The sequence below is a fragment of the Paenibacillus naphthalenovorans genome (genome assembly GCF_001465255.1).
Classification (GTDB): Bacteria; Bacillota; Bacilli; order Paenibacillales; family NBRC-103111; genus Paenibacillus_G; species Paenibacillus_G naphthalenovorans.
This window is the reverse complement of the sequence record NZ_CP013652.1, coordinates 1,378,181-1,397,986: the sequence shown is the minus strand read 5'-3', so window position 1 is coordinate 1,397,986 and position 19,806 is coordinate 1,378,181. Positions and strand designations below refer to the sequence as shown.

17 protein-coding genes and 1 pseudogene are annotated in these 19,806 nt (G+C 47.7%); 1 reads left to right on the top strand and 17 read right to left on the bottom strand.

All coding sequences use genetic code 11. From position 1 onward, the window contains the following. Positions 1 to 268: 268 nt before the first annotated feature. The 4 genes from IJ22_RS06760 to IJ22_RS06745 form a co-directional block, all read right to left on the bottom strand. On the bottom strand, positions 269 to 1,138 hold the full coding sequence (locus tag IJ22_RS06760) for an alpha/beta hydrolase (RefSeq protein WP_062408095.1): 870 nt from the start codon (positions 1,136 to 1,138) through the stop codon (positions 269 to 271). A 124-nt stretch (positions 1,139 to 1,262) separates the two neighbouring features. After that, positions 1,263 to 1,757, bottom strand: coding sequence for an aromatic-ring-hydroxylating dioxygenase subunit beta (locus IJ22_RS06755; RefSeq protein WP_062408094.1), 495 nt, complete (start codon positions 1,755 to 1,757; stop codon positions 1,263 to 1,265). Positions 1,758 to 1,781: 24 nt separating this feature from the next. Next, positions 1,782 to 3,029, bottom strand: a complete 1,248-nt coding sequence (locus tag IJ22_RS06750; RefSeq protein WP_062408092.1) for an aromatic ring-hydroxylating dioxygenase subunit alpha — start codon at positions 3,027 to 3,029, stop codon at positions 1,782 to 1,784. A gap of 126 nt (positions 3,030 to 3,155) precedes the next feature. Continuing rightward, complete coding sequence (locus tag IJ22_RS06745) at positions 3,156 to 3,953, bottom strand: IclR family transcriptional regulator (protein WP_062408091.1); 798 nt, start codon at positions 3,951 to 3,953, stop codon at positions 3,156 to 3,158. Positions 3,954 to 4,077: 124 nt separating this feature from the next. On the opposite strand from IJ22_RS06745, the gene IJ22_RS06740 reads away from it, so the two are divergent. Continuing rightward, entirely contained in the window at positions 4,078 to 5,082 is a 1,005-nt protein-coding gene (locus IJ22_RS06740; RefSeq protein WP_062408090.1) for a PdxA family dehydrogenase, read from the top strand. Between the two features lie 16 nt (positions 5,083 to 5,098). Here the strand turns inward: IJ22_RS06740 and IJ22_RS06735 are convergent, their stop codons facing one another. The 13 genes and pseudogenes from IJ22_RS06735 to IJ22_RS06675 form a co-directional block, all read right to left on the bottom strand. Then, the gene (locus IJ22_RS06735) at positions 5,099 to 6,550 is read right to left on the bottom strand and encodes a hypothetical protein (RefSeq protein ID WP_145862502.1); all 1,452 of its coding nucleotides are present in this window, start codon (positions 6,548 to 6,550) and stop codon (positions 5,099 to 5,101) included. Continuing rightward, positions 6,547 to 8,451, bottom strand: coding sequence for a TRAP transporter permease (locus IJ22_RS06730; RefSeq protein WP_062408088.1), 1,905 nt, complete (start codon positions 8,449 to 8,451; stop codon positions 6,547 to 6,549). The genes IJ22_RS06735 and IJ22_RS06730 overlap by 4 nt, the downstream gene beginning before the upstream one ends. A gap of 67 nt (positions 8,452 to 8,518) precedes the next feature. Next, positions 8,519 to 9,550, bottom strand: a complete 1,032-nt coding sequence (locus tag IJ22_RS06725; protein ID WP_062408087.1) for a TAXI family TRAP transporter solute-binding subunit — start codon at positions 9,548 to 9,550, stop codon at positions 8,519 to 8,521. A gap of 254 nt (positions 9,551 to 9,804) precedes the next feature. Further along, on the bottom strand, positions 9,805 to 10,773 hold the full coding sequence (locus IJ22_RS06720) for a metal-dependent hydrolase (RefSeq protein WP_235594274.1): 969 nt from the start codon (positions 10,771 to 10,773) through the stop codon (positions 9,805 to 9,807). Between the two features lie 40 nt (positions 10,774 to 10,813). Beyond that, positions 10,814 to 11,740, bottom strand: a complete 927-nt coding sequence (locus tag IJ22_RS06715; protein ID WP_062408083.1) for a lysophospholipid acyltransferase family protein — start codon at positions 11,738 to 11,740, stop codon at positions 10,814 to 10,816. Positions 11,741 to 11,772: 32 nt separating this feature from the next. Then, positions 11,773 to 12,540 (bottom strand): GNAT family N-acetyltransferase, encoded by a 768-nt coding sequence (locus IJ22_RS06710; protein WP_054818140.1) that lies wholly within the window; start codon positions 12,538 to 12,540, stop codon positions 11,773 to 11,775. A gap of 222 nt (positions 12,541 to 12,762) precedes the next feature. Continuing rightward, complete coding sequence (locus tag IJ22_RS06705; RefSeq protein WP_062408081.1) at positions 12,763 to 13,656, bottom strand: DMT family transporter; 894 nt, start codon at positions 13,654 to 13,656, stop codon at positions 12,763 to 12,765. Positions 13,657 to 13,707: 51 nt separating this feature from the next. Next, positions 13,708 to 14,727, bottom strand: coding sequence for a zinc-binding dehydrogenase (locus tag IJ22_RS06700; RefSeq protein ID WP_062408079.1), 1,020 nt, complete (start codon positions 14,725 to 14,727; stop codon positions 13,708 to 13,710). A gap of 321 nt (positions 14,728 to 15,048) precedes the next feature. Continuing rightward, positions 15,049 to 15,378: pseudogene (locus IJ22_RS06695) on the bottom strand (hypothetical protein); the annotation flags it as partial. Positions 15,379 to 15,735: 357 nt separating this feature from the next. After that, positions 15,736 to 16,266 carry a hypothetical protein gene (locus IJ22_RS06690; RefSeq protein ID WP_235594273.1) on the bottom strand — a complete coding sequence of 177 codons (531 nt, stop codon included), beginning with the start codon at positions 16,264 to 16,266 and terminating at the stop codon, positions 15,736 to 15,738. Between the two features lie 293 nt (positions 16,267 to 16,559). Then, on the bottom strand, positions 16,560 to 17,081 hold the full coding sequence (locus IJ22_RS06685) for a cyclase family protein (RefSeq protein ID WP_062408075.1): 522 nt from the start codon (positions 17,079 to 17,081) through the stop codon (positions 16,560 to 16,562). A 37-nt stretch (positions 17,082 to 17,118) separates the two neighbouring features. After that, on the bottom strand, positions 17,119 to 17,616 hold the full coding sequence (locus IJ22_RS06680) for a hypothetical protein (protein ID WP_054818136.1): 498 nt from the start codon (positions 17,614 to 17,616) through the stop codon (positions 17,119 to 17,121). A gap of 458 nt (positions 17,617 to 18,074) precedes the next feature. Then, on the bottom strand, positions 18,075 to 19,718 hold the full coding sequence (locus IJ22_RS06675) for a stalk domain-containing protein (protein ID WP_235594272.1): 1,644 nt from the start codon (positions 19,716 to 19,718) through the stop codon (positions 18,075 to 18,077). Positions 19,719 to 19,806: the final 88 nt, after the last annotated feature.

Here is a 19,806-nt window from a genome sequence, read left to right as displayed (position 1 = left end):
CGCTCTTGTATTTTTAATAAATGAAAGATAATTCCTATAATTCTCTGATCGCTTCAAATTGTTTGTGGTAGCCAAACGCTTCACGTCAACGGCAGAGAGTGGACTTTATCATAACCTCTCAGCGCCTGACAAAGAATCCCTCTTGTGTTCACGAACAGATAGGGTAATATTAGCCCAATACTGTCTGCACAAGAGGGATTCGATCATTCCGGTGTGCTCCAAAGCGGCATTGCGTTCACTGATGAATTGTCGTCACCGTCTGTTCATACTATGAAATTTCCTTCAAAAAATGAATGCTCTCCTTTAATGCTGTTTCCAGTTCTTCTGTTATGCCCTGAAACGGATGAACGGCCCCGAACGTATGATTTGCACTAGGAATGGTCAAGATTTGATGCTGAGGCGCAGCTTGGCGAAGCCGTTCAAACCCTTCCTTCAGGCGCGGAGAATCCTGACCGCCCTGGACCAGCAGTACCGGAATTTTTAATTCGGCCAAACGGCGGACGATATCAAACCTCTCCGCATTGCGGGACAAGTCCTCATAGAAGCTCGCCTGGATCGGCATGTCTTGTTTCGTTCGCACATTCGTTACGTAGGCAATGCCATGCTCGGCTATCTGAGCTTTAAACGCATCGTCGAACAGGTCGGCCGATGCAATCCCGTTCCAAGTGACGACAGCCTTCACCTGAGGATGCTCAGAGGCAAAAATAATGCTTCCGCCTCCCCCTTTGCTGTGACCCAGCAAGTAAAGACGCCGCGGATCGGCGAATGAAGCGAGCGGCAGCGTTCCCGACTCAAGAGCTTGAAGCAGGACGGCAAGATCCTCCTGCTCCCGTGAATAAGTATTCCGTGCGAACTTATCCAGCTCGTCAAAATCCCATTCGTTCACTCCGTTGCAGGAGTAATTGAAGGTGACTGCGAAGAAGCCTTCCCCGGCAAAACGCTCCGCGATATACGGAAAGAAAGACCAGTCCTTAAAGCCTTTGAAGCCGTGGCTGATAAATACAACGGGTCTGGCGGTGTCCTCCGTCCCGCGCGCTGCCCTCACCTCACCGCGAATATAAAGCGGCTCACCGGTATCCAAATGGCCCGCCTCCAGGATAAAAGGTTCCCGTATGATCGAATTCGGTGTCTGGCTCATATCAATGCCTCCTTATGATTACATATTACATAAATTGGGTTGGATTATTTTTATTGTAACATAAGGATTGACTTTGTGATGACAATCATTTGCTTCAAAGGTGTTTTTCTGCATGAGCGGCTAATTAAATCGGCGTTACCAGCAGCGTTGGGATCAGAGCCGTATCGTAAACGGCCAGCTTTTCTTTAAATTTCGCCTCGCCGTTCACAAATGTAACCTTATCCATATATTGGCCGACATTATAAACCTCTGTTATCCCATCCTGTCTCGTTTGGAAAACGGCATAATTGGCGCGCACCAGATAAGTATCACCCTCCTGGCCTGCCATGCGGATACCGCTTACCAAGTGCTTATAGGTATGCGCCTCATAGATATTCGCGTGTCTGTGGGCTGTAATCCGGTCCTTCAGCATCCCTTTACTGTCGCAGTATATCACGCAAGTCAGAAGATTTCTCGCATAGTTTTCTCGGGAAATCACTTTATATAAGCATTCCTCTGTAAAAAAGTCCGGCCATTGCTCCAATTTATCATTGTCGATGCATTCCACGTAGGCGTGGACTAATTCTTCTATGGCCGCTTTGATTTCCAATGCCGGTGCATTCACTTTCTGTTGATTCATGGATCTGCACTCCTTTCCTTCCGATTAATATCCCATCAATTCACGATAACGCTTCCAAAACCCGCGGATCGACGTTTCGGTAGCACGGAATTCCTGACTTTGTACCGTTTTGCCGCCCATTTCGACAAATGAGCTTTTATCCTTATCCCGGACGATTCCTCTTTGTACGAGCTCCCCTACTCCCCCATCCTCCAAAGAAACAAAACCGGCGGGACCTACCAGATTGGATTGCTTCATACGCATCGTTGTCATTTGGTCGTCATCGTCCTCATAACCGAAATAAGTCCAATGCAGCTCACATTTCTCCGGGCCCTTCGGCAGTAATTGACGGACCGCAAGCGTATTATGAATTTGCTGCAGTACCATGCCCGGAAATATCGACTGGATCGCAAGCGTAATTCCGTCCGCAAACTCCTTCCGGCCTTCCAACATGGTAGGATCTTCCAATTTATATTTGGAATTAAAGGAACGAAGGTTCGCTTGTTTATATGTGTCCTCGTTCTCGTTTGATGAACCGTAGGTATAGCTCACATGATGCATTCCTGTATCGTCCATATCAATACCGCCGCGTTGTGAAAGGCGGTTCAGTCCAAAGGTGCTAAAGAACGTATGAAGGATACTTGCATGATACGAATCTTTGACATTCTCGAAATAAATCTTCCAATTATTATTCATCGATTGGCGGTTATAACCGAGAACATGAACCGGTCGATTGAAAACACGCCGAATATACCCGCACATTTTTTCACCGAGATATTCCTGCAGCGGCATCACATGAGGATCGAAGGAGCCGAAAATCACACCGCAGAAGGTTTCGATTCTCAGCTTGTGCAAAGCATGTTTGGATGTATCGAAGTCCTCCGGCATGCCGCCCTTGCCTTCCACACCGCTGCGGAAAGGGACTCCTTTCAGATCCCCTTTGGCGTCAAAGGCCCAGGCGTGATAGACGCAGGTGAAGGTTTTGGTATTGCCGCAGGAATCCATACAAACGGTTGCTCCCCGATGCGAACAGCGGTTGACAAAGGCTCTGATTTCTCCGTCGCGGTCTCTGGTCACGACGACCGGCGTGTCGCCGACAAAGGTGGTCTTATAATCTCCGCTTTGCGGCAGCTCTGCTTCTAAAGCCAGGAAGTTCCAGGTTGGTCCGCGGTAAATCCTCAGCTGCTCCTGCTCGTAAACCGATGGGTCCATATATACCTGATAAGGAACTCTAGTGACCCCCTCCTCAGGCCAGCTGATTATCTCCGTCGTCTCAGTACCAAGTTTTGACATGATCATGTTCCTTTCTTATTGGAATGTGAGTACTTTTATATTAGAGAAGCGACGGACCGATAGACAGCAGACGATTCAGCTATGCGGAACAAAAAAATAAAATTTTGTTGTTTTCCATGATGCCTGCTAATGTAAATAACGGAGTTTCTTCGTTTGTTCCACACCCAGCTGCTCGGTAATCAAACGGCTGTACATTCTCATCTCTTTTAATAGAGGTGGGATGTTGGCATTCGTGATTTGTCCGGTGGGCCTTAAGATACAGATGGAGGCGATAATCGAATCGTAGTCATCGAATACGGGAACGGCTACGGAGCTCATGCCTTGACTGAATTCATCGTGTGACACGGCATAACCCTTTTTTCGGATCCTCTGCAGCTCCTCGCGCAATTTATCGGGACAGGTGATGGTTTTGTTGGTGAACGCTTTCAAATGTGTGCTCAACACGCGGCTGATTTCCGTTTCGTCCTGGAAGGCCAACATCACTTTGCCCGATGCAGTGCTGTGGGCCGGCACCCTTTTCCCCATGACGTTTAATATTTTACCGTCCCGGTGTTCGGGAAGCTTCAACAGGTATACAATGCCGCCCTTGTCATAAGTAACCATTTGAATGGCCGCCTGCACCGCAGACAGCATTTTTTTCAACAGCGGAAAAGCAATTTGGCACAATTCCATCTCATTGTAAACCACAGAACCAATCTCAAAAGCAGTTAAGGACAAATGGTATTTTCGGGTTTCCGTATTTTGAACGACCATATTTTCTTCGCACAAAATTTGGATCAAACGGGATACGGTACTTTTGGCTATTCCCAATCTTCGGCTCAATTGGCTGATCCCGAGTTCCGGTTCGTTCTGGGAAAATTCCCTTAAAATCCGAATCGCTTTGTGGACCGAGGTCATCGAATCTTCCCTATTTTTTAATTTCATAAAATATCCCTCCAAAAATTCATTTTCTTTTCCGCATGCTTGAACAAGAGGCTTTCTGCCAATCGCCTTAAAAGCTATCCTATGAATACGGAGCACTAAATATATGCTGCAGGAGGAAGCCCTTATGAATAATCAGAAACCCGTCATTATGATAACCATCGGCGACCCCGCCGGGATCGGTCCGGAAATTTCCCTTAAGGCTCTCTTAGACAAAAAAACGTATGAAATATGCAATCCGATTCTGATCGGAGATAAGAACTTACTGGCGTGGTACATCCGTCTTTTACAGGCTCCGTTAACCCTGCATCCGATTACGGAACCGGGTGAAGCTCTGTTCCAATACGGGCTTATCGATGTGATACATATGCCTAACGTCAAGATAGACCGGCTGCAAATTGGAGAACCTGCCGCCGACTGTGGACTAGCCATGCTGGAGTATACAAACAAGGCATTACAGCTGGCATTGGAAGGCAAGGTACAGGCAGTGATCGGAGGACCCCATACCAAGAAATCGGTAGAGCTCGCCGGGGTCGAATTTGACGGGTATCCAAGCTACGTTGCCAAGGTAACCGGCACGAAGCCTGAGGAAGCATTCTTGATGTTAGTCTCCGACCGACTGCGCATTGTGAACGTCACTCTGCATGTGTCACTGCGAAGGGCTTTGCAAATGATCAACAAGCAGCTGGTGCTCAAAGCGATAAGGGCAGCCGACAAAGCGGTGCGCAGCATGGGGATCCAAGCGCCTCAAATGGCAGTAGCCGGTTTAAATCCGCATGCCGGTGAACAAGGAATGTTCGGAACAGAAGAAATCGAGGATATTGAACCGGCTATCCTGCAAGCACAACGGGAAGGCATTCATGCCTTTGGACCATATGGAAGCGACACCCTGTTTCTTGAGCATTGTGAGCTCAAATACGATGCTTATATCGCTATGTACCACGATCAAGCCCATCTGCCGATCAAGCTATTGGCATTCGATAAAATTACCGCGTTTACTATCGGCACCCCTGTTTTCTTTTGCACCGTCGGTCATGGCAGCGCACCGGATATTGCCGGCAAAGGTGTTGCTTCCCCGAACAGTTTACTGGAATCCATCCGTCTGGTTAGTCATGTTCCGGTAACGGGTTAATTCCTCGGAACCTCTGCTAATAAGCTAATAAAGCAATAACCAATACAAGAAAGAACCCCAACGCTTGCCAAACGCTCCAGCCTGCAACATGGAATGGACTTTTCCCGATCAGGGAGGATACGACGCCAATCGTTCCGCTGAACGGGCCGATCAGAAAGGTCAACACAGCCCCTCCCGTCAGCGCAATCGTCAGAAGTTCCGGCGACAAACCAAGCAGCACCGGATTTAGCGATTCGCCTAAAAGGGTAATGACTGCAATGGGGTGCACACCTGCAAGCGCGAAGGACAGCGTCAGCAGCGGCAATAAAATCAAGAATGCGGGACCGCCCAGCCCGTGATTTAATTCTACAAAGCACTGATGAACATAATGATGATAGCCGGATTCATTCAGGGCTCTCACAAAAAAGCCCGCACTCAAAAAAATCGCAAACTGCTCCGACATCGCCGGAAGCTGATCCTTCACATAGGAGGAGGTTCCCTTCACAAAATGGGAGCCTTTTTTTAACAAAATCGACCATCCATAAGCAAATGGCAGTGCAATTACGGTTACGATAAGAACAATACTCAATAGAAATATTTTGTTCAGGGTCAAGACCAGAACAATCAACAGTGCAATGGCCCATACGATCTGTACCATTTTCATCGTTGGATGAATAGCGTGCGCCCCATCGGGCTCCAAAGCGACGGCAATCTCCGATTCTCCTTCCTTCATGACATCCGAATGCCCAACTCCCCCATCAGCCAAACGAAACCGTGGACCCAGACGTCTGATCACGAGGTAAATCAGCCAGCTGGCACCTAAACCGCCGATGCTGATTCCCCATAATGGCAGCATGATGTTCTGCCACTCCACCTTGGTGATGGTAAGCACAACGCCCAATACGCCAGATACCGGCGCCCACGCAACCGATACGGCATAACCGTGAATAATGGACGATAAAACAAATTTATTGGTTTGTTTTCCTGCCCATTTTTCCACCGAGTTCTTAATGCTATGATACATGATCGGTACCGTGGCCAAACTAAGAAAGCTGCCCATCAGGAACGAAATGACGGTAATAAAACCATAGTATTGAGTATCAGACCTCTTTTTCCGTTCCAAAAACAGCTGTATGGCTTCGCTATACCTGCCGATTTTGATCGGGATGGCCAAAACCGGAACAATGGCAAACAGCGACAGCAGATAAAGCATGTCTCCGAAAGACAAGATGTACTCAAACACACTTGCTCCCGTTTGCCATAGAAACCATGTTCCCCCGCCCAAGAAAAGCAGGGTGAACGTTATAGCGCTCTTCCCGCTTTTCGGGATGGAAATCAGAATCGCCATCACGGCCAGAACAGACAATAACGGTTCCAACATCTGAAAATGGAAAAAGGTAAATACCAGATAGACGATAACCGACGTGATAAAAACAACGGATCGGACCGTAGACCACGGAATTTTACGGAAGGCAGACATTGTTCTCACAGGGACCTGTTCAAAGAAACCGCTTCGTTTCGTTTATACAGATGCGAGAATACGAGCAGGAACACGATTAAACCAATCCCCGCCATGTTGCATAGAGGGTTAGGAATAATGATCAACCCTCCGGCAGCAAGAGCCCAGGCCCGGCGAAACCATCCAATCCGGTGATGAATATACCCTTGAAACACGATGCCGAAAGCAACGACTCCCAAGACTCCGCTCGAAATAGCCAAGGCGATATCTCCAACGCTCCCGATCAATAGATAGGCAGGATTGAGAACGAACATAAATGGAATGACGTAAGCTACAAAAGCGAGTCGGGTTGCGGTCATCGCGGTTAACATCGGTTTCGCATCGGCTACAGCCGCGGCTGCGAAGGCGGCCAGAGCGTCAGGAGGTGTAATGACCCCGACGGAAGCCCAGTACATGACAAACATATGCGTGAGAAGTACAGCATTCGCGGCAATCGAATCTACACCGGTTGCTTCCAACACGGATATGAGAGCCGGAATGCTCACGGCGATTTGAACGATATAAGAAGCTGACGGAGGCAGCCCCAAGCCCAATATAAAGGAGGTAAGAGCGGTTAAGGCAAGAGCCAACAGCAGGTTCCCTCCCGCCAGCTCTCCGAGTGATACCGAAAAACGCAGCCCCAGGCCGGTTAGACCGAACATTCCGCTAATCATGCCTGCTGTCGCTGTAGCTGCCGCGATCATCAGCATGCCTTTGGCCCCGTCTTGAAGCGCATCCAGTATCATTTGAAATTTCATTCGCGTTTCTTTGCGCAATGCGGAAATTATGATGATACTTAATATGGCATAAGTCACAGAATATGATGGACTATAACCCAGTATCAATAAAACCAGCATAAGTACAATCGGCAGCAGCAGATGACCACGGCGTTTGAGGCTGGCTTTCCAATCAGGAAGCTCCTTCCTGGGGATTCCCTCCATACCATGTTTCGCAGCCTCCAAATGGACCATGACGCCAATCCCCAAAAAATACAGCAGCGCCGGCAGAAGAGCGTAAAAAGCGATTTGGATATAAGGAATACCCGTGTACTGCGTCATAATAAAGGCAATAACCCCCATAACAGGCGGCATGATTTGGCTCCCGGCGGAAGCTGCGGCTTCTACCCCTCCCGCGAAATGAGCTTTATATCCGGTCTTTTTCATGAGCGGGATGGTCGATGTTCCCACCGTCATGACGTTTGCGACTGCGCTGCCGGACAACATGCCGTGCAAGGCGCTGCCGATAATCGCAACCTTGGCGGGACCGCCTTTCGTATGGCCGGCCAAGCCCAGAGAAAGATCCATCAATAGCGTACCGAGGCCTGATTTGGCAAGGAATGAACCGAACAGGATGAAAAGTGCAATATAGGAGGCGCTTGCTCCGAGCGGAATACCGAAGGTGCCTTCCGTCCCCATGTAATTTAAATCGATAATGCTGTCCAGGTCATATCCGGCATGCGCAAGGATACCCGGCAGATAAGGTCCGGCAAAGCCGTATAGTAGAAACAATAAGGCAATGATGGGCAATGACGGTCCCGCAAGCTTCCTTGTAGCCTCCAAAACCAACGCGATCATCGCGATGCCCAACAGGGTCTCCATGGTAGTTAACGGCGTGATCATTGGATATCGTTCACCAAGAATATAATCGTAGTTCAAATATAAATAACCCATGGAAAGTATAGTCAACAGGATCGTTGTACTGTTAAGAATCCTATTGATGATGCGGCTTCCGGTTTTATAAGGATACAGCAAAAATATAAGAAACATAGCCAAAGACAGGTGGACAAAGCGCTGCAGGAACGTCTCGAACGTACCGAAGAACCCGGTGTACAGATGATAAAAACCGAAGGCATACGTAATGAATAGCACGAGCTTTTTCAAGTAATGCTGCATTTTCACCCAGCCTTTCTTGTATAATCTTGCGTGGAGCCACACCATGTAACGTTGGTCTTACAGCGTATTATTTCAATAATCCTTTTTCCTGAAAAAATTTCTTGGCTCCAGGATGCATCGGAACGCCAATATCGGCCGGCAGGCTTTCCTGATCCACCGGTTTCAAAGCAGGATCGATTTTTTTCAAATCGTTCAGGTTATCGTATATGGTTTTGGTCACCTGGTATACCAGATCCACCGGTGCATCCTTATTGGCTATAACCACTAGCGGGGATTGAACGGTCACCACATCATGATCCAGACCTTTATACGTTCCCTTTGTCAGGATGGCTCGAACCAAACCGGGATTGGACGAGGTCATTTGTTCAATTTTGTCCTCGGGGATCGCCAGCAAGTCCATATCCTTGCTTTGAGCCAGATCGGTCAATACCGCAAAGGGAGAAGGCACCGTCCAGAACAGTACGTCCAAGCGCCCGTCTTTCATCTGCTCGACGGAATCTGAAAAGGACAGATTTTGAACGCTGGCCATATCCTTATAGCTCATGCCATAAGCCTTAAGAATTCTGGCCGCAATATCTTCGGTCAATAAACCCTTAGGACCAACATTGATTTTTTTGCCTTTGATCTCTTCGATGTTGGTGATTCCTGAATTTTTCAGCACAACGATATGTGTGGTATGCGGGAATAACGAGAGCACATACTGCACATTCTGATTCTTTTCTTTAAAGGGCGGATTACCGGCATAACCGTCAACCGTCGGCATAGCCTGTGAGAATCCCATTTGTCCCTTTCCGCCGTTGACCGCAATTACATTGGCAACACCGCCGCCGGGTTCAATACTGACTTGCTTTAACTGACTCATGTTCTTCTTCAATCCCTCTGTAATACCTACTGCTAACGGATACCATGAACCGGATTGTGGAGCAGCCATGAATCGGAGGTCTAAAGGCTGATTGGAGACCGGGGTCGAAGCGCTATCTCCATTGGTCTGTACTTGTGCTTCCTTCATTGTCGCAGCCGGTTCAGCACTGCACCCGATCACAAATACAAATACAAGCGCCAGAAAAGTAAACGTTTTCAATTGTACGTTTTTAAACATACCCGAATGACCCCCTTGGCAAAAGTAGATAAATGATATGAGGTGAACACTTTTATCATCGTTTTTTTGAGCGGTTTAAACAAGATATTTGTTCCGTATTTCGGAACATGCCGCTCTAATTTTATGAAGAACCCGGGGGCTTAAATATTCAGAAGCGGAAAAAGCTCCCCTTCAGCAGCAGGTTTTCATGATTTCACCTGTCTACTTTAAGGGGAGCATATCTCCAAGGTTGAATCCGACGGAATTGAATTCATTTATACAAAAGGAGGATCCCACGCCTTCTTCCTCCAGCCGAGGGAGTAATCAATCACCTTCAACTCACGGTCAAGCTGAACATCTACTCCAAACGGCAATTTACGGTTGTACCAAAAACGGACATCGCTCCATTTTACTTCATAACCGTCGTTGTGTTCCCTCCAGGTAACATGAATGCGCTGGGCAAAGCCCAGGAACGTACGGACTCCATCTATGCCCATCGTTGCTTGGATGATATGGTTTCTTTTTTCTTTTGTGTACACATCCTCCATCCTGATCGTACGAAAAACAATTTTACCGGTATAAAAGCACTCGTCTGTTTCTACGACAAAGCTCCAGCGAAATCCGCGAAGATCAGGAAGCACATGGCAAATGCTCTGCCGGCCGACCATATTTATAACTTGCTTCACTAAAAGATGATGCCACCAGGCCCGTAACCCGATATATCCTATACTAATCGCATAGACCCAGGTAAAGACGCCCGCCGGGTCATACCCGGCCCACCATAATCCTAATCCGAAGGCATGAAGGAAAAATAAAAACGGATCAAAAATAGCGAGAACATCCAGATGCATCCATTGGCTGTTAAAAGGCCGCATACACTGTACACCATAAGCATTCAACCAATCGAGCCCTACGTGAAGAATAACCGCGGCAAAAATCCAGCCGTAAAGATGCATCCAATCATCCCAACGGCTGTAGGCCATCATCAGCGGCAATGTAATGAACGCAGGCCATATCAACAAAGCGGGTATCGAATGGGTAATTCCCCTGTGATATCTGATATAATACGAGAATCCCTTAATCCGTAGTATCGTGTCCAAATCGGGGGCATGAGAGCCAATCAATGTGCCTACCATAACAGCCTGGGCCAAACTTGGATTATGCGCCACTACGGGGTCCACATAAGCAAGTCCCGCCAATGTCGCGCCAATAATCAAATGGCTCCCTGTATCCATGTTCTTCATCAGCCTCACAATACCTTTGGTCTTGTAACACGAGTACCCATTATGAAGCGGATTCTATTCCTTTGCTGCTTTGTTTCCGTTCCGGGTGACAGTCCCATCTTTCCTCGGTATTAAACCAGTAAAACCATTGATCCGGAGCCATCTTGACCTTTTGTTCCAGAATTTTATTCAACGCATTGGTTGCCTCATACCGCTGATCCGTTTGAAATTGCCCGTTCAAGTCCAGTGGTGCGTCAAAGACGAGCCGGTGACAAAATCCCTTGGTCCGGTATCCGTAAAAAGAAAGAATCGGAACGCCATATTCCAATGCAAGATGTGCCGCACCGTTAGGACTCCTTGTGGCCCGGTTGAAAAAAAAGGCAGGAGGAAAGCTTCGGCGGTAAAAATCTCCCATAAGGAAGACTACACCATTTTGCTTCAAATGGCTCCGCAGCCTGCGAATAAGCTGCAGGGGCGGGACGTTATCGTAATCCAATCCGCGGCAGCCCAGCCGTTGGAATTTGAGATACAAAGGACGAAGCTCCTCACTCCCTGCCGTAGCCACCGTCAAACAGAGATACTTTTGTGACAAATACCAGTAATAGAAAAAAAAGTTGCCGATATGCGGAACCGTTAATATAACTCCTTTTTTGTGCTTGAGCGCCTCTATGAGATGACATTCGCCTTCAATTTCAAAACGCTTCTCCCAATGCCGCAGCAGCCCGGAGGAATCGAATCCTATTTCGTAAAGCGTCAGAAGGACCTGATAGAAATACGATCTGCAGTAATGGCAAAGCTGAAGCGTACCGGTGGTTTGAAGCAGCTGCTTCATATTACTCAGCACCTTTTTTCTCCATTTCACTGCAAACATAAAGAGCAGCCAGCTTAAGCCATAACAAGCTGAACGAATAGCCCAACGGGGGATGAAGCCGGCCCATCGGTGCAATCGATGTTCAAGCCCTGCCATTTTTCCTATCCAGACGTACAATGGAAAGCCTCCTCTGGAACGATGAGTTGAAATCACCTTAGAAATTTCTTTTTGTAGCTGTTCGTGATCTTTTCGGCCTCCAGAATAATGAAAAAATCCGCGGTATCAAAAATCTCGTCATAGGCAGGCTCGCCGCCGATTTCAGCGCCTAACCACTTGTAGCCTTTCATTAATGGAGGCAGCCTACGAAATAACTCCTTTTCGCTAAGCTCCATGTTTACCAGCTGTAAACCTGGAATGCGATGCGTTTCAAGCGGGGTAATTCCAAAGCGGTCCGTAATGACGTGATTCACTGCAAGCATCGTGTACAGCTCATTCAGTTCTTTAATGGTGCCCATATGAAGGCTCGCACATCCTATTAAATAACGGTATCCTTTTTGCTTGATATAATCGGCAATGCCTTCCCATAGCAGTTGAATGACCCTTCCATTGCGATATTCCGCCGCCACACAGCTTCTGCCCAATTCCAGGGTATTCCATTTATAATCTTCATAGCGGGACAAATCAAATTCTGTTTCCGAGTAAAATCCGCAGTGCTGAAGCACCCTGGGCCCGGGAAGCAAGCGATATGTGCCGACAACGGCCTGCGAATTCAGATCCTTAACAATGAGATGATCACAAAATTCGTCATACCGGTCCTGCTCCAAGCCTGAATCGTTCATTAAACGAAGATTACGCTGCTCCTCGACAAAAACCTGGTACCGTAAACGTAATGCTTGCTCAATTTCATCGGAACGATAAGCCAATTTAACTTCAAAAGGTAAAGAGTGCAGCTGTGCATTTCCCATTCGTATTGTCATCGGAATCTCACCTTTCTGCGATGTCTTCCAGCGGGCATCGGAAAAGAAATGGAACGCTTTACTTTGACTTTAGCCTTGAAGTATCAACTCATTGTTATACAGAGATTAATTTTTTGTAATTTCTGATTTTTCGATTCATCATTTCGGGTTCTTACAATAAACAAGGGGCCTCACCCAAGTCTTCGACTCAGATGAGGCCCCTTGTTCATTATGCGGATGGGTTTAGTGCTTAACAGCAATACTCCGTGCACGCTGACCCTGCTTCAGATTAACGATCCCGATACCCGCAAGTATCAGAACAATCCCTATTAAGACGCTCCAGCTCAACCGGGTTTGGAAAACGAGCGCGCTGGAAAAAACACCGACTACAGGCACCAGCAATAAACTCATGGAAGCCTTGGTCACATCAATTTTGCTTAAAATATAAAACCATAAGACATAAGCCAGGGAAGATGCGAGCACCCCCGCAAAGAGAACGGCGAATATGCCTTCTCTGCTCCAGGTGATCGCATCCCCTCTTTCAAAAGCCAATGACCCCAAAAGCAGCAGTATGGCGCCGATCAGCATCTGATACCCTGTAAACTGAATCTTATCGTGGGAATGGAGCACTTTTTTCATGATAATATTGCATATCGCCCAGCCCACCGCACCTAATAATACGAATACCTCCATCCACAGCTTCATCCCATTGCCGTCAAACTGAGCCGGATTTATCTCCATGACCATAACCAGTCCGATGATGCCGGTAAATACGCCTAACAATTTCATTTTCGTCAAACGTTCATCAGGCATAAAAAACGGAGAGATGAGCGTCAGCCATAGGGGCATCGTAAAATTCAGAACAGATACAAGGCCCGTATCCATATAATGAAATGCATATTGGGAAGCCGTATAAACATAGGCGATCTGTAAAAAACCGCATATTCCGTACCATTTCCAGTCTTCTTTTTTGGGCAATGGAATCCGCTTAACCCATATGACGGCAAATATGACCAGAGACCCTACAAGAAAACGCAGTGCGGAAAACATCATCGGCGGAAAATATTGCCCCCCGATATTCATTACAACCCAGTTAAATCCCCAAATCGAACATAAAAGAATAATAAGCCAATTCACTGTTGCTCATCTCCATAAATAAAAAAAAATAGGGAGGAAAAATACTCCCCCTCAAGGTATCAAAAAGATTTTTGCATGAGGTACCCTTCCATGAATCAAATCCTGAAACGCCCGGTCTCCATCCCGTAAGGAACGGATTTCCGACCAATCCGATTCGTTAATTTTGCCGCTCTTCAAGAGCTCGAGAGCATCGTAAAAGTCCTGTTTATCATAAGAAAAGGAGCCCAGGATTGATATTTCATTGCGAATACAAACATTGATCGGAATTTGCGTATGATCAATGCCAAGACCGATGTTCATGATGGTTCCGCCCAGATTCACCAGTTCTACAGCCGCGGAACGGGTGGCCTGGAATCCCGCAGCATCGATGATGACGTCAATTCCGGAGGGTCCCATGGCTTCCTTGATTTGATGCAAGTAATCAGGAGTATGGGGAGTAAATACCGCATGGGCGCCCAATTTTTCAGGCGTTCTCAAGCGGGCCTCGTTCGTATCGACGACGATGATTTTGGAGGCCCCCAAAATTTGTGCGGTCAGAAAGCTTAGCAAGCCGATCGTTCCCGCTCCAAATACGACGACGTTGGCAAACGGATGTCCTTCCATCGCTCTTCTGGCCGCTCGCAGCGAACACGCCAGTGGCTCAGTCAGAGCCGCCCGAAAAGGGCTTATTCCCTCCGGAAGAAGATGAACGGCAGATGCCGGCACATGAACATACTCCGCAAATGCCCCCGGCCGATGAATGCCGATGATGGCCCGTTTTGCACACAGCTGCACCAGCCCTTTGCGGCAGGAATTGCACGCACCGCAGGAAAGAAGCGGGTTGACTACAACTTTGTTTCCTTTTGAGAACCCGTTGGTCTTGGCTCCTACGGCCTCAACCGTGGCACTGAATTCATGCCCCATGACCAGCGGAGGTACCCGGAGGCTGTTATGTCCCAGATAGCCTTCAATTTCGGATCCGCAGATCCCTACGGCATCTACCTTCAACAGCAATTCATCTTCCCCGAATGCGGGAACGGCTGCCTCCTGTACTTCCATTTTTTCAGGACCTGACCAAACTAAAGTTTTCATCTTTCATCATACTCCTTGATCATGATAAATTCAACGCTTATCTCTTCCGCAGAGACGGCCTGGTTAGCAAGAAAGCCGGATGGGAAGACTCCATCGGAATGCGGATTTATTTCCTCCTTGTAAAACGCTTGCAAAACACTATATCGGCGAAAATATGACGCGCTCAGCATATTAACGTAAGACTAAATGATATGTATCGCTCACCATTCGGTTTATTATAATAAACCTAGTTTTATATACAAAATGTTACAATTATAATACCATAGGATCAATCCATTATTCAATACATTACCCAGGCAAAAACTTTGAGATGCCCTTTTGGCGCTTGGTCAGTTCTTTGTCCAGTTCGTCCAGCAGGATGTTGGCCAGAAGCAGGGTTAACGGCCCGCCTTGCGGCGTGCCCTCTTCCATCCTCTGACATCCCCCGTTATCCATGACTCCGGCGTTCAGGTAAGCCCAAATCAGTTTCAGCACACGCTTATGGAGTTCGGCTTTCACCGTTTTCCAGTGGATATTCAGGTAAGCTTGTAGCTCCACTACCGTTACGCCGTCCACACCGGGGGCTCCTCCGTTTTGGACCACTCGCTTGTAAGCGAGCCGTAGGTTGTCCCCTTCGAACATCCTCTCCAGTGTTACGAAGTGACTTCGCATATTCCGCAGGCCTCCCCAGATAAGAACGTCATCTGTCTGCCCGCGACCACTGGAGTCTACAGGATTAGCCCTTGGCGGCTTTGGATTTCATTATGTTTGGGCAACTCATCCGACTAACCCTGCCTCAAATCCAGTTCGTGTACCTTGACCCGTGCATTTGCCCCCGGCTTCCTTCGGATTCCGCCTCGCGGCGGACACCCTTTCCCTTAGCTACGGTAGGCGCTCGCCAGCCCCCGTTCGGGACTCTCACCCTAAAGATGACGCCCATGCTGGGCGTACCAAAAAAAGACTGACCAATGGCGGATCAGTCTTTTTTGGATGGGATGGCCGTACATCCTGCTTCGCCTGCTAATTCTTTCAAATCAAATCTGCAGGTTTATCATCGCCGACCGGCTCTTGGCAATAATTGACTTCACTGGCAGCTCCCAAAGGCGTAATTTCGTAAAGATACCGGCGAATCAGTTCTTTTTCCATCACGGTAAACGGCACAGATGAGCAAAGATCAAAATGAATGGTTCCCGTGATCATATCGTAGCTGTTAAAGGTCATCCTTCCGTTGGAAAACAGCTCATTCATCACCTCGACGATGCGGTTTTGATTTAAGCCTCTGCTCATTGCCGCTTGAACCACAGCCTCCGGAAGCTCACCAACTTGCGGGACCCGGTCAGCTTCAATCTTGTCATAGGATTTGACTTGATAACAAACGTGCTGAGGCAAATAACCGGAAGCGAATTTCTTCAACTTGGTTATTTCTTTATCGGGTAATTGCAAATTATCGTTCCATGCATAGATCGTGGCTTTATTGTTGCCGTCGGTATGAATTCTTACATATCTCAAATGAGGATACTGTTTTTTAATCATATGCTCCGATAATAAGCGAGTTCCCACTGTAATCACCTCGTTCCCGTAATGCTGAAGAAGCTTTCACACTATGATTGTTAACGCTTACAATCACGTCCTTAGCTTTCCGCTGCTATGTGCCCCTCCTCCCGTAGAGACATCGATATTTCATTGTATTTAATTGACATTCGATTCAGAATCATTCCTTGAATTTAAATCTACGATCGTTGGATGTAAAGTGCGGCCGGGGAAAAATGAAACGGTGCATGCGAAAATTCGGATCATTTTGATTCGACGCAAACAGGGTACCCGTTACAACCATGAACGGATACCCTTGCGATTCAATGATCAAGTATGGCAACGGCTCTCACCGGAGACCCGTCCCCGTGCCTAATTTTAAGAGGGAAGCCATAAAACATGAAGCTTCTTCCGTAAGGCAGCAATTCCAGATTTACCAGGTTCGTATAGGTTAGGATTCCGATCGCCAACAGGTTTCTCTCCACAGCTTCCGTAAGGTTTCCTCCTACAAAAGGCGGATTGGCTTGTTTAATTCGTTCAAACTGTTCCATTCCGCATTCTTCTATAAAAAACAAGCCTTGACGAACCGGCCACTCCGAATGTAATTTTACAAGCTGTGCCGTTCCGAAAAATCGTTCGACAGGAATCTCATCGATGGATTTCCCCCCCTGATGCATATGTGAGAAAGCATCGACATGCGTTCCGGTATGTGTGCCCAACGTCAATTGACGCAGCTCCCATGTATGCTCTTCGCGGGTATGAACCACTTCAACCTTCACTTCGGGATCACCCGGGTAAACGGTCATTCCATCCATTATCATCTCCGATAAATCAATAACCCTCATGTCTTCCTCCCCAAGAATTCTCGTTGAATCTTTGATGTTAATCCAACTTCACTGCATCTACAACTTTAATCAGACGCGCTTTGTTTTCTTGAGCCTTACCGGTCTGATAGATTTCATAATCATCGATGATCAGCGTGATCTGATAACGTTTACCGTTTAATTTTAATGATTCAAGCTGCCGGGCAGGGTTATCGGTCAACGAAAAACCGTTGCGCTGCTTCCCGACATCAGTTACCGGAATTTTGGCGGCGCAATGGCTGCTCGGGGTAAAATAATTAAGCAGTCCCCACCCTTCACCGGATTCATTATCGTCGATAAATACAATCTCTCCGCAAACCGTGGTCTCGCCTTTAAATTTGACTACAGCCCAATAATCCGACTCGTTGATCGGTTGAACATCCAAATCTTGGATCGTCATTCCCGCTGCGGTTTGACCGACCCTTGCCTGACGCGCATCAAAAATGTAATCTTCATGAGAATCGACCGGATTTCCCGGATTCATGATCAACAAGAACAAAAGCAGGATGTTGATCATATCCGCATTCCTCCCTTATCCATGATTGGCTAACGGCCTCAGCTTCTGCTTCAACTATCCAAAGATACAATGTATATATTCGGGTTCCTTGCGGAATATCCTCTTAGGCGTATAAACGAAATGGAGAATCGAGTAGGAGGGGGCGGCTAACCCCCGTCCTCTCACCTATGAAAACATGCAAGTCCCTTGTTCAAAAAATATGTATTGCTTGATTTGGATCGAAAAGGCGAGGAGGCGATTAAACACACCTCTGACTCTCCAGTGTTACGAAGTGGGAGATATCCGTCCCAAAAACCGAACGTACATTCTATATTGACATAGAGGGTCTTGCCCTCAGCTACGGTAGGCGCTCGCCAGCCCCCGTTCGGGACTCTCACCCTAAAGATGACGCCCATGCTGGGCGTACCAAAAAAAGGCTCCCGGCATATCACCGGGACCCTTCAGCTTCTTCAAACGTATCAATATACAATTTTTACGGTCCGCGTTTCCGGCAGATACTCTACCTGCGCACCCAAAACCTCGGACAGCAGGCGTACCGGAATCATGGTGAGTTCGTCTACCAGTCGGGCCGGCGATTCCGTAGTATGTTCAATACCGTTAATGGCATACACGTTACGACCCGTAAAGAAAGTGATTACGCGGCCGTTTTTTGTATAGACCGCCGCTTTGCGTTCGTCATCCCAAGTCACTTCGGCTCCCAGCGCCGCGGCCAAGTCCCTGACCCATAAATAGGACGTGCCTTCCTCGATAAACGGAGCCCTCTTCAACGGGAACGGCACGTTATCCACTGTATAGCTATCATCGTCCAGCTTGAAGGTGACCACGTGCTGAATTCTGTCTTTCTGCTCTGTCAGCTTCACATACGCGGCGATGTCTGTATGCAGCTTCTGCTTCCCGATGCCGCGAATCGGCTCCGTATGAAAATTCCAGGCTTTCTCGAGCGTTTGGGATACCCCGTTCACTGTTACGCCCAGCTTCACATATGCAGCATATGAAGTGTCTGGCTTTAGGGGCTCGGGTGGAATTAAGATGACGCTGTTGGTTAAATGATCGTCATTGCTCGGACTGTTTTGCAGCAGCTTCACCGGTTGACCCGATTCATCCTTCAAAGTCGCTTCAAGCAACTGGACTTCGCCAACGCCTTTTCCCGTTACGACTACCTTAAGCGGATACCCGACGGGATAATCTCTTGACGTATGCATACGTATTGGATCCGGATTTTCGTAACCGTCAAAAATCAGTGGAACATAGGGATCCCCGGGGGCAGGAGAGACCGTCATCTCCGTTTCGGAGTTTTCCCCATAGCCAAACATGATGACGACATAATCCCCGACCATCTCTATACCTGCTTCCGTAACATGCGGCATTAAAAAGGGCTTGCGGTGATACGGCGCATCAAACAGCTGGTCGATGGAATCCACGAGATTTCCCGTTTTAAAAGAAACATTTTCTCCGACGCCGCGAAAATATCCGGCATAAACCGCACGCTCGGAAGGGGTGGCTCCTATATAACCGGGCAATCCCTTCTTTTGATCATGCAGCGAAACCGAAGGCGTCGTCTCCCCTGCACGGTTCGTGAACAAATATTGGGCATGGAGTTGGGCAGCTAACGTCAGATTCCCGTTGAGCTTGACCGGCTTTAATCCGTAAAGCATGCGATAATCGTTGATCGCTTTCAGACCCAGTTGACGGGTCTGTGAGTATGCGGCGGGAACTTCGCTTATAGGGTTGTCTGCTACCGTGAACGTCCAATTCAAATGAACCGTCTGATAACCGGTAAATTGCAGCTGCACTTCAACCGAATGCTCCCCTGGCGTTAATCCCGCAGTCGGTGTATATGTAAAACTCATCGTTTCTTTATCAAAAGTCCCCGAAACAAGCTTTTGATCCAGCTTCATACTAAACGAACCAACCTGCAGTCCGTTCCTTTCGCCAAGCTCAAAACCGATGGTTGGCTTGGATATGCCCACCGTTCCTTTCGGATACCCGAAATAGGAGAACGATTCCGCGTCCGCTCTCGGGGCCGGAATGGTCAGCATGGCGATCATCATCCAAAAGGCAAGCCATACCTTCCATGTCGTGGATGTAAGAACCTTCTTCACTTCTGATTTCCCTCCAATCTTGTATGCTTCGGCTCTTCCTGCCCTTCATTAATTTTAATTCATTACCTTCCCCTCATTTTCCTTCCGT

Excerpts from the sequence above, each read along its gene's own strand:
- IJ22_RS06685 (WP_062408075.1), bottom strand. The coding sequence starts at position 17,081 with ATGAGGGTTATTGATTTATCGGAGATGATAATGGATGGAATGACCGTT.
- IJ22_RS06755 (WP_062408094.1), bottom strand. The coding sequence starts at position 1,757 with ATGAATCAACAGAAAGTGAATGCACCGGCATTGGAAATCAAAGCGGCC.
- IJ22_RS06680 (WP_054818136.1), bottom strand. The coding sequence starts at position 17,616 with ATGATCAACATCCTGCTTTTGTTCTTGTTGATCATGAATCCGGGAAAT.
- IJ22_RS06730 (WP_062408088.1), bottom strand. The coding sequence starts at position 8,451 with ATGCAGCATTACTTGAAAAAGCTCGTGCTATTCATTACGTATGCCTTC.
- IJ22_RS06750 (WP_062408092.1), bottom strand. The coding sequence starts at position 3,029 with ATGTCAAAACTTGGTACTGAGACGACGGAGATAATCAGCTGGCCTGAG.
- IJ22_RS06725 (WP_062408087.1), bottom strand. The coding sequence starts at position 9,550 with ATGTTTAAAAACGTACAATTGAAAACGTTTACTTTTCTGGCGCTTGTA.
- IJ22_RS06720 (WP_235594274.1), bottom strand. The coding sequence starts at position 10,773 with ATGAAGAACATGGATACAGGGAGCCATTTGATTATTGGCGCGACATTG.
- IJ22_RS06745 (WP_062408091.1), bottom strand. The coding sequence starts at position 3,953 with ATGAAATTAAAAAATAGGGAAGATTCGATGACCTCGGTCCACAAAGCG.
- IJ22_RS06740 (WP_062408090.1), top strand. The coding sequence starts at position 4,078 with ATGAATAATCAGAAACCCGTCATTATGATAACCATCGGCGACCCCGCC.
- IJ22_RS06700 (WP_062408079.1), bottom strand. The coding sequence starts at position 14,727 with ATGAAAACTTTAGTTTGGTCAGGTCCTGAAAAAATGGAAGTACAGGAG.
- IJ22_RS06710 (WP_054818140.1), bottom strand. The coding sequence starts at position 12,540 with ATGACAATACGAATGGGAAATGCACAGCTGCACTCTTTACCTTTTGAA.
- IJ22_RS06760 (WP_062408095.1), bottom strand. The coding sequence starts at position 1,138 with ATGAGCCAGACACCGAATTCGATCATACGGGAACCTTTTATCCTGGAG.